General features: G+C 68.1%; 12 protein-coding genes. 6 read left to right on the top strand and 6 right to left on the bottom strand.

The genetic code is table 11. The features are described from left to right. Positions 1-404: 404 nt before the first annotated feature. From ada to BMI01S_RS06835, 4 genes are all read left to right on the top strand, one after another. Positions 405-1,652: a bifunctional DNA-binding transcriptional regulator/O6-methylguanine-DNA methyltransferase Ada gene (gene ada / locus BMI01S_RS06850; protein WP_407668964.1), complete on the top strand. Its 1,248-nt coding sequence runs from the start codon at positions 405-407 to the stop codon at positions 1,650-1,652. Next, a complete protein-coding gene (locus tag BMI01S_RS06845) occupies positions 1,649-2,671 on the top strand; it encodes a DNA-3-methyladenine glycosylase family protein (RefSeq protein WP_169745484.1) in 1,023 nt (340 codons plus the stop codon). Before ada ends, BMI01S_RS06845 begins: the two co-directional genes overlap by 4 nt. A 206-nt stretch (positions 2,672-2,877) precedes the next feature. Next, on the top strand, positions 2,878-4,500 hold the full coding sequence (gene gshA, locus BMI01S_RS06840) for a glutamate--cysteine ligase (RefSeq protein WP_028211958.1): 1,623 nt from the start codon (positions 2,878-2,880) through the stop codon (positions 4,498-4,500). A 184-nt stretch (positions 4,501-4,684) separates the two neighbouring features. Next, a complete protein-coding gene (locus BMI01S_RS06835) occupies positions 4,685-5,167 on the top strand; it encodes a hypothetical protein (protein ID WP_042288708.1) in 483 nt (160 codons plus the stop codon). A 104-nt stretch (positions 5,168-5,271) separates the two neighbouring features. On the opposite strand, the gene BMI01S_RS06830 is transcribed toward BMI01S_RS06835, so the two are convergent. Both BMI01S_RS06830 and BMI01S_RS06825 read right to left on the bottom strand, forming a co-directional pair. Further along, the gene (locus BMI01S_RS06830; RefSeq protein WP_028211959.1) at positions 5,272-6,828 is read right to left on the bottom strand and encodes a DHA2 family efflux MFS transporter permease subunit; all 1,557 of its coding nucleotides are present in this window, start codon (positions 6,826-6,828) and stop codon (positions 5,272-5,274) included. A gap of 172 nt (positions 6,829-7,000) precedes the next feature. After that, positions 7,001-7,525, bottom strand: coding sequence for a MarR family winged helix-turn-helix transcriptional regulator (locus BMI01S_RS06825; RefSeq protein ID WP_028211960.1), 525 nt, complete (start codon positions 7,523-7,525; stop codon positions 7,001-7,003). Positions 7,526-7,769: 244 nt separating this feature from the next. On the opposite strand from BMI01S_RS06825, the gene BMI01S_RS38030 reads away from it, so the two are divergent. Together BMI01S_RS38030 and BMI01S_RS06815 are read left to right on the top strand one after the other, a co-directional pair. Further along, a complete protein-coding gene (locus BMI01S_RS38030; protein ID WP_051381368.1) occupies positions 7,770-8,081 on the top strand; it encodes a hypothetical protein in 312 nt (103 codons plus the stop codon). A gap of 156 nt (positions 8,082-8,237) precedes the next feature. Then, complete coding sequence (locus tag BMI01S_RS06815) at positions 8,238-9,827, top strand: efflux transporter outer membrane subunit (RefSeq protein ID WP_081715991.1); 1,590 nt, start codon at positions 8,238-8,240, stop codon at positions 9,825-9,827. A gap of 51 nt (positions 9,828-9,878) precedes the next feature. Here the strand turns inward: BMI01S_RS06815 and BMI01S_RS06810 are convergent, their stop codons facing one another. The 4 genes from BMI01S_RS06810 to gspK are packed head-to-tail and all read right to left on the bottom strand — an operon-like array spanning position 9,879 to position 13,745. Beyond that, on the bottom strand, positions 9,879-10,658 hold the full coding sequence (locus BMI01S_RS06810; protein WP_028211961.1) for a type II secretion system protein N: 780 nt from the start codon (positions 10,656-10,658) through the stop codon (positions 9,879-9,881). 36 nt (positions 10,659-10,694) lie between these two features. Next, positions 10,695-11,234, bottom strand: coding sequence for a type II secretion system protein M (locus BMI01S_RS06805; protein WP_042288704.1), 540 nt, complete (start codon positions 11,232-11,234; stop codon positions 10,695-10,697). After that, a complete protein-coding gene (gene gspL, locus BMI01S_RS06800; protein WP_028211963.1) occupies positions 11,210-12,616 on the bottom strand; it encodes a type II secretion system protein GspL in 1,407 nt (468 codons plus the stop codon). Before gspL ends, BMI01S_RS06805 begins: the two co-directional genes overlap by 25 nt. Positions 12,617-12,650: 34 nt before the next feature. Further along, entirely contained in the window at positions 12,651-13,745 is a 1,095-nt protein-coding gene (gene gspK / locus BMI01S_RS06795; RefSeq protein ID WP_028211964.1) for a type II secretion system minor pseudopilin GspK, read from the bottom strand. Positions 13,746-13,786 lie beyond the last annotated feature (41 nt).

Below are 13,786 nucleotides of genomic sequence, written 5' to 3'. Positions count from 1 at the left end.
AGATGGAACGCGGCGGAACAGAAGGATCGGCCGAAAAATTCCCGCAAGGAGGGGCGCGAAGCGTTTGCAGGAACGCCGGACGAAAAAAAGCCCGCTGCTGTGAGCGGGCTTAATCCATATCAGGAGGAGACATGGAGGAGACAGGAACCACTATACACAGCCGCCTGACGCGACGCAACAACTTTTTAAGGGAAAACCCGCAAAGTTGCCATTTCGCCGCACGGGAACGCGCAAAGCGCCACCAGGGATTCACCGAAGGATTAGAAGGGGTCATATGAATCGGCGAGCCGCACCGAATTAGCCACTCGCATCGACCGCAATGGCAGCGCAAGATCCGGCGCGACGCCGTCCCTGCGCGACGTTAGAGTGAACACATACAGACAGGCACTTCGAGGAGCCGTGACATGAGCGCCGTCCATGACCTGAAACCTGTGATGAACCGCGCAACGCCAGACGCGGCGTGGATGAGTGACGCCGACCGGTGGCAAGCCGTCACTACGCGCGACGCCCGCGCCGACGGCGCATTCTTCTACGGCGTGCGCACGACCGGTGTGTTTTGCCGTCCGTCGTGCGTGTCGCGGCTGCCGCGGCGCGAGAACGTCGAATTCTTCGCCGATGTCGACGCCGCGCGCGCCGCCGGCTATCGCGAATGCAAGCGCTGCCGCCCGGGCGGCCTGCCGCGCGAGCTGGAGATCGTACGACGCGCCTGCGCGGCGCTCGACGCCGATCCGCCGCAGCGTCTCACGCTCGCGCAACTGGGCGACGCCGTGCACCTCAGCCCGTTTCATCTCCAGCGGCTCTTCAAGCGCGTGCTGGGTGTGTCGCCGCGCCAGTACCAGGCGGCGCGACGCGGGGCCGTGCTGCGCGACGCGCTGGGCGAGGGCGCCGACGTCACCCGCGCCAGTGCCGACGCCGGCTACGGATCGTCGTCGCGCCTCTATGACAGCGTGCCGGGCGAACTGGGCATGGCGCCTTCCGCGTATCGACGCAAGGGCGCGGGGCTGACGATCCGCTACGCCGTGACGCCCACGCCGATCGGCCACGTGCTGATCGCGGCGACGGACAAGGGCATCTGCCGCATCGCGTTCGGCGACGACGCCGCGACGCTCACTGCCGCGCTCACCGAGGATTTCGCAAACGCGCAATGCATCGAGGATAAGCCGGCGGTCGCGCCGTTCGCCGCACAGATCGATGCCTATCTGCATGGTCGCCGTGAGCGCTTCGATCTCCCGCTCGATATTGCCGCCACGGCATTCCAGCAGCGCGTCTGGGAAGCGCTCCAGCGCATTCCCTACGGCGAAACGCGCAGCTACACGCAGATCGCCGAAACGCTCGGCACGCCGCGCGCGGTGCGGGCCGTGGCGAGCGCGTGCGCGTCGAACCCCGTGGCGCTGGCGATTCCGTGCCATCGCGTGGTGCAAAAGGGTGGGTCGCTCGCCGGCTACCGATGGGGGCTCGAGCGCAAGGCGGCGCTCATCGACGCCGAGGCACGCGCGGGCGGCAGGCTCCGCGCTGGCGCGACGCCGGTGAAAGAGGGCGCATCGCGCGACCAGCAGGATGCGAAGGGCACAATGCGCCCGGTAGACGCGCGAGACGTGAAGGACGCCCATTCGACGGCGAAGCGAGCCAACCCGCCGGGGACTGCCCGTTGAACGCCATTGCCCCGCAATCCGAAGCACGAACCGGGTTGCAGACGCAGAGCGCCACGCTCGAACTACCGTTTCGCGCGCCCTACGACTGGCCGCGCGTGCTGCGCTTCTTCAGCGGCCGGGCAACCCCGGGCGTCGAGGCCGTTGAAGAGAACGCGTGGCTGCGCGCGATCGACTTCAACGGGGCGAGCGGCACCCTCGCCGTGCGCCGTCATGCGCGCAAGCATTGCCTCGTCGTGCAGATCGACGGCCCCGTGAGCGCGCACGCAGCGTCGCTTGCCGCGCCGCTCTCGCGCATGTTCGACCTGCAAGCCGATCCCGCCACGATCGGCGCGCACTTGCGCACCGACCCGTGGCTCGCGCCGCTCGTCGCCGCCGCGCCCGGGCTGCGCGTGCCCGGCGCGTGGTCGGGCTTCGAGCTCGTCGTGCGCGCGATCGTCGGCCAGCAGGTCAGCGTGAAGGCCGCGACGACCATCGTCGGGCGCCTGGTCGAGCGCGTGGGCAAGCGCATCGACGGCCACGCGCACGCGCGCACCGCATGGCGCTTTCCCACGCCCGCCGCGCTCGCCGCCGCCGACCTCGCGGGCATCGGCATGCCCGGCAAGCGCGTCGCCGCATTGCAGGGCTTTGCGCAGGCGGTGGCGAGCGGTGCGGTGATCGTCGAGCGCGCCTGGCCACACACGAAACAACCCAAGCCGCACGCCAAGCGTCAAAGCGGACAAATCGACGAGATCGCGCCAGCGCCCGCCGACCTGGACGCGATGCGCGCCGCGCTGCTCGCGTTGCCGGGCATCGGCCCGTGGACTGTCGAATATGTCGCGATGCGCGCCTGGCGCGACGCGAACGCGTGGCCTGCCACGGACCTCGTGCTCATGCAGGCCGTCGCGGCGCGCGACCCGGCGCTCGCGCGCGCGACGCAACAGCGCGCGCGCACCGACACCTGGCGCCCCTGGCGCGCCTACGCGGCCATGCATCTGTGGAACGAAATCGCCGATCGCGCCACAGCGGCGCGCGGCGGGTAGGGCAGCGCGCGCGAAGAGGGCGTGACGAGCGGCCATCGCCGCTGCTCGAAGCGATCGCGCGCCGGGGTGAAATGCGGCCCGAGCCAGGCCAGAACCCGGCCCAAGCAGGTCTTTCGGCGAGATGTTAAAGTCCCCGCTACCGAAAAGAATCCCGACCGGCGAGCGTTTGCAGCCCGACGCCGCCGGCCCGAGCCCGACTTGCCTCAATGTCAGACACGACCTCTACACGCACGAACGACGTTCTCGCGCAGCGCCTTTCCGTGCTGGGCGACGGGCCACATCGCGCCGCGCTCACGCGCGGTCTGCGCGGCATCGAGAAGGAGAGCCTGCGCGTCACGCGCGACGGCCGTCTCGCCATGACGCCGCACGCGGCGGCGCTCGGTTCGGCGCTCACGCATCCGTCGCTCACGACCGACTATTCGGAAGCGCTGATCGAGATCATCACGCCCGCCGAACCCGATGCGTCGATCACGCTCGACAAGCTCGACGAACTGCATCGCTACGTCCATGCGGTTCTCGCGCGCGACGGCGAGCTGCTCTGGAACGAATCGATGCCGGGCATCCTGCCCGACACCGACGACGGCATTCCCATCGCGCGCTACGGCAGCTCGAACATCGGCCGTCTCAAGTACGTCTACCGCATGGGGCTCGCGCTGCGCTACGGGCGCACCATGCAGTGCATTGCCGGCATCCACTACAACTACTCGCTGAGCGAAGAAGTGTGGCGCACGCTTCATGCGCATCATCAGTCCACGGCCTCGCTCACCGAGTACCAGTCGGAGCGCTACCTCGCGCTCATTCGCAATTTCCGCCGCACGAACTGGCTGCTGATGTACCTGTTCGGCGCCTCGCCCGCGCTCGACGCGCGCTTCCTGCGCGGCCGCGAGCACACACTCGAAGCGTTCGACGCCGACACGCTCTATCTGCCGTACGCGACGAGCCTGCGCATGAGCGATCTCGGCTACTCGAACACGACCGGCCAATCCGCACTGCGCGCCGACTATGACACGCTGGCCGGCTATCTCGACGCGCTTGCGCAGGCCGTGAGCCAGCCTTATCCGCCGTATGAGGCAATCGGCACGCATCGCGACGGCGAGTGGGTGCAGATCAACACCAACGTGCTGCAGATCGAGAACGAGTTCTACTCGACGATTCGCCCCAAGCGCGTCACGCATCCAGGCGAGCGGCCGCTGCATGCGCTCGCGGCGCGCGGCGTGCAGTACGTCGAGGTGCGCTGCATGGACATCGACCCGTTCGAGCCCACGGGCATCTCGCTCGAAACGGCGCGTTTTCTCGACGCGTATCTGCTAGCGTGCGCGCTCGACGACAGCCCTTTCCTTCCCGCCGACGCCTACGCCGAATCGAACGAGAACTTCGCGCTGGTGACGAAAGAAGGGCGCCGCCCCGGCCTCATGCTCAAGCGCGAGGGCAAGGAGGTGCCGATGCAGGCGTGGGCCGAAGCGCTGTTCGAGAAGATCGGCCAGGCGGCGGCCGTGCTCGACGCGGCGCACGGCGGCGACGCGCATGCGCGCTCGCTCGCGACCCAACGCGCGAAGCTTGCCGATCCCTCGCTCACCTCGTCGGCGCGCGTGCTGCAAACCATGCGCGATAGCAAGCAGTCCTTCCTGCAATTCGCACTCGCCCAAAGCGAGCGCCACGCGGCGCATTTCCTCGCGCGTCCGCTCGACGCCGTGACCACGGCCGGCTTCGAAGCGCTTGCGCGGGAATCGCTCGCGGAGCAAGCGCAACTCGAACGCGACGAAGTCGGCTCGTTCGACGCGTTCGTGGCCGCGTACCGCGCCTATACGCTCAATCGCTTCAGCGTCTGAGCCGCGCATCATCCCAACCGGCTTGTCACGGGCACTGCATTTGCTTGCAACATCAGCATGCCAATGCGGTCCAAAGGACAGGCGCTGCGTTGCCCGACGACGACGCACGGCGAACGAAGCTGTAAACACATAAAAAACGCCCGGGCCGCGCGCCACGCAGCCCTTTCCGGGAGGAACCCACGCGATGAAACGAACTCTTGCGATCCTGCTGTGCGCGACGGCTGCGGCCTGCGCGTCGCGCGGGCAGGTCAATCCCGACGTCATGCAGATCGCGACCGCGCCGCTCACCTGCTCGAACAAGGCTGAATGCGATCTCTGGTGGCAACGCGCCCAGGACTGGGTACGCACTCATTCGAAGTACGAAGTACAGACCGTGACCGATACGCTCATTCAGACTTCAGGCCCGGGCGGCGGCCGGCGGCTGCTCGCCTATGAAATCACGAAGGCCGCCAACAGCGACGGCACAGCCACGATCGGCTTCGCGGCGCACTGTGACAGCTCGCTCGGCTGCAAACCGAACCCGTGGTCTGCCGGAGCGGGTTTCAAGCAGTACGTACGCTCGGGCGTGGATGCGCCCATCCCCGGCGACACCAGCACGGGCACAGGTGGCGACGCGGCTGGCGTAAGCGGCGCGGCCGTCGCGGAGCCGGCCTCCAGCGCGCATTGATCACTGCCGGCCTGCTGCGGCGTGCGATGTTTCGGCCTGCTGGAAGCCTGAAGGCTCATAGGGCCAGGATCATCCTCGCGCGCATCGCTGCGGTTCCGGGACCGTCAATGACCCATCGCCGGTCCTGCGCCTTTTCTCGGCTTCGTCACCCACACCAGCGCGGCGAGCACGATGAACACCGCGGCGGAAATGCGGAAGAAGTCGTTGGTGGCCATCATGTAGCCCTGTGTCGTCACGACATCGTTGAGCCTCGCGGTCAGGCTCTCACCGGCGTAGCCGAGACTCGCGAGGGCGTCCTTGTAGGCCATCGTGTTCGGGGAATACGGATTCACCGACTCGGAAAGCACCGCGTGGTGAAAGATCGCTGAGTCTTCCCAGAAAGTCGTGCTCACGGCGGTGCCGATCGCGCCCGAAAGCGTGCGCAGAAAGTTCGACAGGCCGGAGGCGCTGGCCAGACGCTCGTCGGGAACGCTCGATAGCGTGATGGTCGTCATCGGCACGAAGAAGCAGGCTACGCCGATGCCCTGCACGAGACGCGGCAGGATCACGTGATTGAACGGCACGTCGAGCGTGAACGTGGAGTTCCAGACCGAAACCAGCGCAAACACGATGAAGGCGAAGCTCGCGACCATGCGCAGATCGAGCCTGTGCATGTTGCGCCCGATGAGCGGCGAGAGCACGAGCGCGAGCAACCCGACTGGCGCGGTCGCGAGGCCCGCGAGCCCGGCGGTGTAGCCCATGACGGTCTGCAGCCAGAGCGGGAAGATCACGACCGAGCCGAAGAACGCCATGAAGCCGAACGAGATGATCATCGCGCCGAGCGCGAAGTTGCGGTCCTTGAAGAGCGAGAGGTCCACCACGGGCTCTTTTTCGGTCGCCTCCCACACGAGCATGAACGCGAGCGACACGACCGCGACGATGGCGAGCGTGGCGATGAACGTCGAGTTGAACCAGTCGCGGTCCTTGCCGAGGTCGAGCATCATCTGCAGGCATGACACGCCGATCACGAGCAACGCGAGACCCACGGCGTCGATGCGCTGCTTCGTCGTTTTCGTCTCGCGTCCGCGCAGCAGCAGGTACGCGCAGATGCCCGAGAAGAGACCGATAGGCACGTTGATGTAGAAGATCCACGGCCAGGTGTAGTTGTCGGTGATCCAGCCGCCCATCACCGGCCCGAAGATCGGCGCGACGATCACCGTCATCGCCCACAGTCCGAGCGCGAGCCCGCGTTTGGCGGGCGGGTACGAGCGCATGAGGATGGTCTGCGAAAGCGGCACCATCGGCCCGGAAACGAGGCCTTGCACGAGGCGAAACGCGATGAGCGTCTCGAAGTTCGAAGCGAAGCCGCAGGCCGCCGATGCGATCGTGAAAAGCAGCACCGAGAGCGTGAAGAGGCGCACTTCGCCCACCCGGCGCGCGAGCCATCCGGTGAGCGGCACCGCGATCGCCGACGCGACCGAGTACGACGAGATGACCCACGTGCCCTCGCTGTTCGCAACGCCCAGGTTGCCGGAAATCGTCGGCACGGCCACGTTCGCGATGGAGGTATCCAGCACCTCCATGAAGGTGCCGAGCGCGAGGCCGACGGTGAGAAGCGCGAGCATGCCGCCGGAAAACGGCGCAGGTTCGGCCCGTGCGGGCACCGTGGAGGAAACGTCCATGATCCGTGTCCTTTCCTTGTTCGTGCAGTCCGTGGTGGCTGAAGGAGCGTCCCTCGGGCGTCACCGGCGGCCTGCCGTTACATGTCCGTGCACTTTCTGCCCAGACAGTTATCCATTCGAAGAGCGGCACAATGATGCGGCGCCGCGCGTGTACTTCGGTTAGCCCTCGTCCTCAGTCGACGTCACCATGCGGGGGCGGCTGCATCGACATTCCCACCCCTTCGGCTGGCCCGCAGAGGGGCGTGGTCGTGCCGTCATTGGCGATGAAGCGCTGCAACAGACCGATGAGCGTCGCGACCTCCTCCGGCGCGAAGCCTCGCAACTGCTCGGTCATCACCGCGGCGACCAGCGCGGGGAGTTGCTGCGCTGCTTCGCGCCCCTGCCCGGTGAGCGCGAGTTCCACCACGCGCCGGTCCGACTGGCTGCGCTGGCGCACGAGAAAGCCCTTCTTCTCGAGCCGGTCGAGCATGCGCGTCATGGAGCCGGTGTCGTAGGAGAGCATCCGCGACATCTCGTTGGGCGTCTTCGCGCGCTCGAACCACAGCAGGAGGATCACGCCGATCTGCGAGGAAGTCAGCCCGAGCGGCGAGACGGCTCGATCGATCCGCCCGGCCAGCACGTTACGCGCCGTCGAGAGGAAATAGCCGAGACTGGGTTCGATGCTTGGCCCGGCCGAAACGAAAGGACCGTCGCTCATGGCAGTTCGCTTGGCTGCATTAGAAATCGGACGCATTATAGCGGCTGTTTCCTGCTCAGGCAGATAAATTGCAAGGCAGCTGGCACAAACGTCCGCTGCTGCATTGCGCAAGAAAACAACGGATCCATGGATGCGGTGCGAAGTATGTGGCGATTTGATTGCATAGTCAATATTATGACAGGCAAGCACTCGCGCGCTTCCCGGTTCACTGCGCCTCACCTTCGCCCGTTTCACCGCATCCACCATGTCTCATCTAATCAACGCGCTTGGCGGCATTGGCCGCACCGTCACTGATACCGCCCGTCTTGCATTCGCGAAGACCGGCGCGTCGTCGCGCTGGCACAAGCTCGCGTTGTATGCCGCCATGTTCGCCCTGCCGGGCGGTTCGCTGGCCCTGGTGGCGGTGGTTTGGGCGCAGCGCCGGCGTGCAGGCAACGAGCCGGGGCCGACGGAAGCGATCATCCCGGCTACGCCCACGGTCGCACCGGCCTCGTCCGTATGCGGTGGCGGACAGCCCGCCTGCCGCGCGCCGAGGCGCCGCCGTAACGACGCGTAACCTGCGCGCGCCACACCGTAACACTCGTCAACCCTTCCACCGCGTAAGCTTTCGGATTCCGCCTGGTACGCAATGCCTGCGCTACCATTGCCGCAACGCGACAACACCATGCGCCCCGGCTGACCGGGCGCCGGTTGCATCGACAGGAATCCTTGCATGCCTTGCCGTTTCGTCCGCCCCGTCGCGTCCTTCGGGGCGCGCCGCGCGCCCACCCCACTTTCCACGCTTGCGCTGCTGTGCGCCGCCGCCGCGCTGAGCTTCCAGTTGACCGGCTGCGCCGTCGGCCCCGACTATCACCGGCCGGCCGCCGCCGTCCCGGCTTCGTACAAGGAAGCGCCCGAAGGCTGGAAAGTCGCGCAGCCGGCCGATACCGCCGATCGTGGTGCCTGGTGGCTCATCTACGATGACGCGCAGCTCGACGCGCTGATGGATCAGCTCAACACCAGCAACCAGACGGTCGCCCAATACGCCGCCGCCTATCGCCAGGCGCGAGCGCTCGTGGGCGAGGCCCGGGCGGCGTACTTCCCGGTGATCAGCGGTTCGTTCTCGGGCACGCGCTCGTACACGCCCACGCGCACGTCGAAGTCGAGCGGCGGTCTGTCGAGCGGCAACATCACGAACAGCGTCAATCTCGGACTCGACGCCACCTGGGAGCCCGACCTTTGGGGCAAGGTGAGCCGCACCGTCGGTTCGCAGGAAGCCAGCCAGCAGAGCGCCGCCGCCGATCTCGCGAATGCGCGCCTGTCCGCGCAGGCGACGCTCGCGCAGACCTACTTCACGCTGCGCTCGCTCGACGCGCAACAAAAGCTGCTCGACGACACGGTCGTCGCTTACCAGAAGTCGCTGCAGCTCACGCAGAATCAGTATGCACAGGGCGTGGCGGGCCGCGCCGACGTCATCCAGGCGCAAACCCAGCTGCAGTCCGCCCAGGCTGCCGCGATCGAGAACGGCGTCGCGCGCGCCCAGGACGAGCACGCGATCGCCGTGCTGGTCGGCCAGCCGGCCTCCACGTTCTCGATCCCGCCTTCGCCACTGACGGCCACGCCGCCCGCGGTACCGGTCACGATGCCTTCGGCGCTGCTCGAGCGTCGGCCCGACATCGCCTCGGCGGAGCGCAAGGCGGCGTCTGCCAACGAGCAGATCGGCGTCGCCATTGCGGCGTTCTTCCCGACGCTCACGCTTTCCGCGAGCGGCGGCTTCGAAAGCTCGGTGATGTCGCAGTTGCTGCAGATGCCTTCGCGTTTCTGGACGCTCGGGCCATCACTCGCCGGCACGCTCTTCGACGCCGGCCTGCGCAAGGCGCAGACCGAAGCGGCGCGCGCCGCCTACGACCAGCAGGTCGCCGCCTACCGGCAAACCGTGCTGGCCGCGTTCCAGGACGTCGAGGACAACCTCGCCTCGCAGCGCATTCTCGGGCAGGAGATCGTCGTGCAGCAGCAGGCCGTGGACTCGGCCCAGCACGCGCTCGCGATCGTGACCAACGAGTACAAGGCCGGCACCACCGATTTCCAGAACGTGCTTTCCGCTCAGGCCACGGCCTTCACGGCGCAGCAGAAGCTCGTGAGCATCGGCGGGCAGCGCATGGTGTCGTCGGTTGGGCTCGTGAAGGCGCTGGGCGGCGGCTGGGACGCCTCGCAGATGGATCGCGAAACCGGCAGCGTGGCCGCGCCGGCCGCCATTTCGGCAGCCTCCGCGCCAACGGCTGCGATCACGACTACGGCTACGGCGGGTGCCCAACCGCAGTGACGCGGCAGCGCCTGAGCACCCGCTCGAACCAGCGCGCTTACACCATGGGCGTCAGCGCACGAACGTCAGCGCGACGGTTCCCGGCGAAACCGGCCGGCCCAGCAGGTTCAAGAGGCCCGCGAGGTTGTCGCGCTGATCCGGCGCCGCGCTCGCGGTGCCTTGAAACGACACCGACGCACGCGAGAACGTGCCGTGCCCCGTGAGCGTCAGCGGTCCTTTTAACGTCGAGAGATCGAGCGTCGAAGCGGCCCCCTGCGCCTGCAGCACCACCTGATACGAGCCGAGCGGCTTCACGAGCGAAACGCGCGAACTCATGTCCGCGAGCGACACGGTCAGGCGTCCGAACGCGTCCGTGCCGAACATGCGCCACGGGCTCCACTCGAGCCGCACGTTGCCGCCCAGATCGAGCGTGTTGAACGGCGCGCCGAGGCCCGCGAGCAGCGAGGCCGGCACGGCAATGGCGCCCGCGCTCAAGTTCGCGCCGCGCGGCGATGCCTCGACGGTCACGGCCTCGGGCATGGCCTCGGTCTGCAGCATCTCCATGCGCACGCGCGCGACGAATAGCGGCCAGAACGCCGTGCGCCAGACGATGCGCCCCGGCAACAGCGTCGCGCCGCTCGCGTCACGGCCCGCGGCGAGCATCAGCGTCGCGGAGCCGTGCCAGAGCGAGCCTTCGGGATCGACGAGATTCACGTGCCCCTGGGTCGCCCGCGCGAACTGCGGCGCAATCCAGGCGGCAGGCAAGCGCGCAAGCAGCACCACGCCGCTCGACAGCACGCCCACCAGCAGCCAGGGCAACGCGGCGCGCAGGCGCCGCATCCAGTAGTTCATCTAATGCTCTCTTTCGCTTCGATCAGTGCGCGCTTCTCAGTGCGTGTTCGCCGGTTGCAGCGAGGCCGTGAGATCGACCTGGCCATCGGCCTTGAGCGCGGTGATGTGCGCCTCGACCACCTGGACCTTGAACTGCTTGCGCACGTCGTCGAGCCACGCGGCCCATGCGGGAAACGACGCATTCTTCATCTGGATCTGCACCGTCGTGCCGATCAGCTGAACCTGCGCGCCCGCGAGCGCGTGATCGGCGAGCGAGGCCGTGATCGCGTCCTTGAGCGCCTGGCCGCCCGGCGCCACGCTCGCCGCCGCACCCGCAAGCGAGCGCGCCTCGTCGGCCTCGGCGGTCATCTGCGCGAGTTCGCGCTGCATGCCGGGCAGGCTCTGACGCAGGCGCGCGCGGCCGTCGGCGGCGGGCTGCCACAGCACCGACCAGCCGATCGCCAGCGCAAGCACCGCGCCGCCCCACGTCAGCAGCGTCTTTTCGCGCGTCGTGCGCGCTTCCCAGAAGTTGGTCCAGGCCTCGGCCCATGCGCCGCTCACTGCCGTTGTCTTCACGATGCGCTCCTGATGGTCCATTTGCCCGTGCTGGCGTCCATCGTTCCCGCGAGGCCGTTCTGCGCGAGGCGCCTGGCGAGATCGGCATCGACGTTGACGCCGGGCTTGAAGGTCACGTCCAGACGCCGGTCGTGATAGTCGAGCGCCGCGATGCCGTTCGCGGGCACCGGGCCGAGCGAGCGCGCGAGACGGTCGGAGAGCGCCAGGAAGTCGTCGGGCGAGGGCTCGCCGGCGGCGAGCCGCAATTGCTGCAACTGGCGCGACATCTGGCCGGCGGGGTCGAGCACGACGGTCGTCTTCGGAAATGCGTTCAGGAGCAGCTCGGTCATCTGCGCGCTGATGGCGTCGCGCTGGCGCGCCATCATGAGCCACTGGATATTCGCGCCGACGACGGCCACGGCAAGCGACGCCACCACGAGCGCGATGGGCACGCGCAATCGGCGCAGTGTCGCGCGGTCGAGCCGCCACGGCTCCGATGCGAACTCGAACTGGCACAGATCGAAGCGGCAGACGAGCGCGCGGCGCGCGAGCGCCTCGAACGAAAGCGGTTGCGCACCGGGCAGCGCGGCCGACAACGCAGCGCGTGCGGCCGCGCTCGCGGGCTCGCCCGGCACGTTGGTGAGCACATAGCCCGTGACGGGCGCCCCGCCGGCAAGCGCCGCGACGGTCGCGGCGACACTCGCGGCGGGCACCGCGAAGCCCTCGGCGAGCGCGCCGCGCACGATCGCGAGTTCGAGCGCCGTCTGCGTCGTGGCGGCCGCCAGTTCGGGCGCAGCGCCGGGCAGCAGCGCGGGCGCCGTCGAGACGACGTGGCCGAGCACGCAGGCGCTCACGGGTTCGAGCGCGGGCGGGGTGGTGGCGCTCGGCGCATCGGCGGCATCGGCCGCTGTGCCCCGATCTGTCGATACCGACGATACGGTCGGCTGCACAGGCTCAGCCAGCTCGGGCGCTGGCTCCGTTTGCGCGACCGGCAGGCAGCGCGCCACCGGCACGGCGCGCAGATTCCGGTGCCCCGCGGCGGTGAAGCCTTCGAGGAGAAAGCGGAACCAGCCGCGATCGATGGCCGCCACGACCTGACGGCCGTCGGCGAGGCGCCTCGGATCGAGCGCGAGATGGCAGGTCTGCGGATCCTGGATCAGATGATCCTCGACCACGTTCGGCAACGCCTGGCGCAGCCGCGGCCCCTTGAGCGGCGGCACGGTGGCGGCGAGCGTGAGCAGGTCGCGCGCGGCGATCAGCAGGATGGTGGCCGAAGCCTTGGGCAGCAGCCCAAGCGCCGAGCGGCCCGCGCGCTGCGTGTTGCCGGCCTTGTCGAGCAGCACGAACGGCAACTCCGGCAGTTGCCATTCCTGCGAATGGACGGCCGGGTCGCGGGACGGCATGAGAACGATCAGCGTGCTCAAACGCACCTCTTTTCGATGTTGGTCGGGGACGGATTCATGGTTCGTCGCGAACGCGCACGACGCGCGTCGTATGGGTGAGCGGGTCGCGCCACACGAGCGTCGTGCGGTCCACCTCGGCGCGCTCGTGCTGCACGCGCCCATGCACGAGAAAATAGCTCGTGTTGACGTCGATCTGTGTCGTGTCGACCGAAACCTCCTTCACGCCGGCACCCTGGAGCGCGAGCTGGACGTCGGCCACATTGCGGAAAAACACGTTCTGGCGGTGCGCGACGAGCGCCTGCGCGTTCGAGAGACTCAAGCCCGTGACGACGGAGGCGATCACCTCGGCGCTCGCCGTGTTCATGTTCACGGGCGTCACGGTGGGCAGGACGGTCACGAAGGGACGCAGCCGCGCCACGACGTCGGGCGTGAAGCCGGGGACGTCGAGCAGCGAATCGACGCTCGTCATTAGGAGCGGCGCGACGCCGCTGTTGCTCTCGGCATCCGCGAGGCCCGGGTTGTCGCTGTAGTTGCCGCCGCCCGCCGAACCGCCGCCCGCCGCGAGCGGCGGGGTTTGCGAGCCGCTGTTCATCGCAGTCGGTTGCGCCTGGAAGCGCGTCGCCGAATACGCGAGGCCCGAGCGCAGATACAGCGCGGTGTTCTTCGCGAGCTGCGAGTTGAGGCCGAGGATCTGCAAGAGGCGCGCGAACGCCTCGATCTGCGCGAGGTTCACTTGCAGCGAGCCCGGCGCGCTGGTCGCCACGAGATCGCGCAGGTTGAAGCGCGCCTGGGCATCTTCGATCGAGCCCGAGATCCAGGTATCCGCGCCCTGTTCCGCGTGCGCCTCGCCGATCTGGCCGAGGAAGTCGGACAGCCGCGTTTTTGCGAGCGGCACGCCCCACGTGCCGCCCAGATAGGTGATGCCCGCCGTCGTATCCGCTTCGGAGCGCAGCACGAGGCGCGTCCAGTCGAGCGAGGCGCGCGCGATCCATTGCCCCTGCGCAAGCAGCCGCTGATTCTCGATGCGTCGCAACTGCACTTGCTGACGCCACAACATGCCCGAGACGAGAATCGCCGAGAGCGCCACGACGAGCAGTGCGCTGATGATCGCCGCGCCGCGCCGTGTGCGCGTGGAACGCATGGATCGCATGGATCTCGTGGTTCGGACGAAGGAAGTTCGTTGTGTGCGCA

The sequence above is a fragment of the Paraburkholderia mimosarum LMG 23256 = NBRC 106338 genome, from assembly GCF_000739815.1.
GTDB classification, from domain to species: Bacteria; Pseudomonadota; Gammaproteobacteria; order Burkholderiales; family Burkholderiaceae; genus Paraburkholderia; species Paraburkholderia mimosarum.
The sequence above is the reverse complement of the archived record's forward strand: the minus strand, read 5'-3'. Positions and strand labels throughout refer to the sequence as shown.

Bases quoted from the DNA above. Each gene is read 5' to 3' on its own strand.
- BMI01S_RS06810 (WP_028211961.1), bottom strand. From the start codon at position 10,658: ATGAACTACTGGATGCGGCGCCTGCGCGCCGCGTTGCCCTGGCTGCTG.
- BMI01S_RS06830 (WP_028211959.1), bottom strand. From the start codon at position 6,828: ATGGACGTTTCCTCCACGGTGCCCGCACGGGCCGAACCTGCGCCGTTT.
- ada (WP_407668964.1), top strand. From the start codon at position 405: ATGAGCGCCGTCCATGACCTGAAACCTGTGATGAACCGCGCAACGCCA.
- BMI01S_RS06825 (WP_028211960.1), bottom strand. From the start codon at position 7,525: ATGAGCGACGGTCCTTTCGTTTCGGCCGGGCCAAGCATCGAACCCAGT.
- BMI01S_RS06815 (WP_081715991.1), top strand. From the start codon at position 8,238: ATGCCTTGCCGTTTCGTCCGCCCCGTCGCGTCCTTCGGGGCGCGCCGC.
- gspK (WP_028211964.1), bottom strand. From the start codon at position 13,745: ATGCGATCCATGCGTTCCACGCGCACACGGCGCGGCGCGGCGATCATC.
- BMI01S_RS38030 (WP_051381368.1), top strand. From the start codon at position 7,770: ATGTCTCATCTAATCAACGCGCTTGGCGGCATTGGCCGCACCGTCACT.
- BMI01S_RS06835 (WP_042288708.1), top strand. From the start codon at position 4,685: ATGAAACGAACTCTTGCGATCCTGCTGTGCGCGACGGCTGCGGCCTGC.
- gshA (WP_028211958.1), top strand. From the start codon at position 2,878: ATGTCAGACACGACCTCTACACGCACGAACGACGTTCTCGCGCAGCGC.
- BMI01S_RS06805 (WP_042288704.1), bottom strand. From the start codon at position 11,234: ATGGACCATCAGGAGCGCATCGTGAAGACAACGGCAGTGAGCGGCGCA.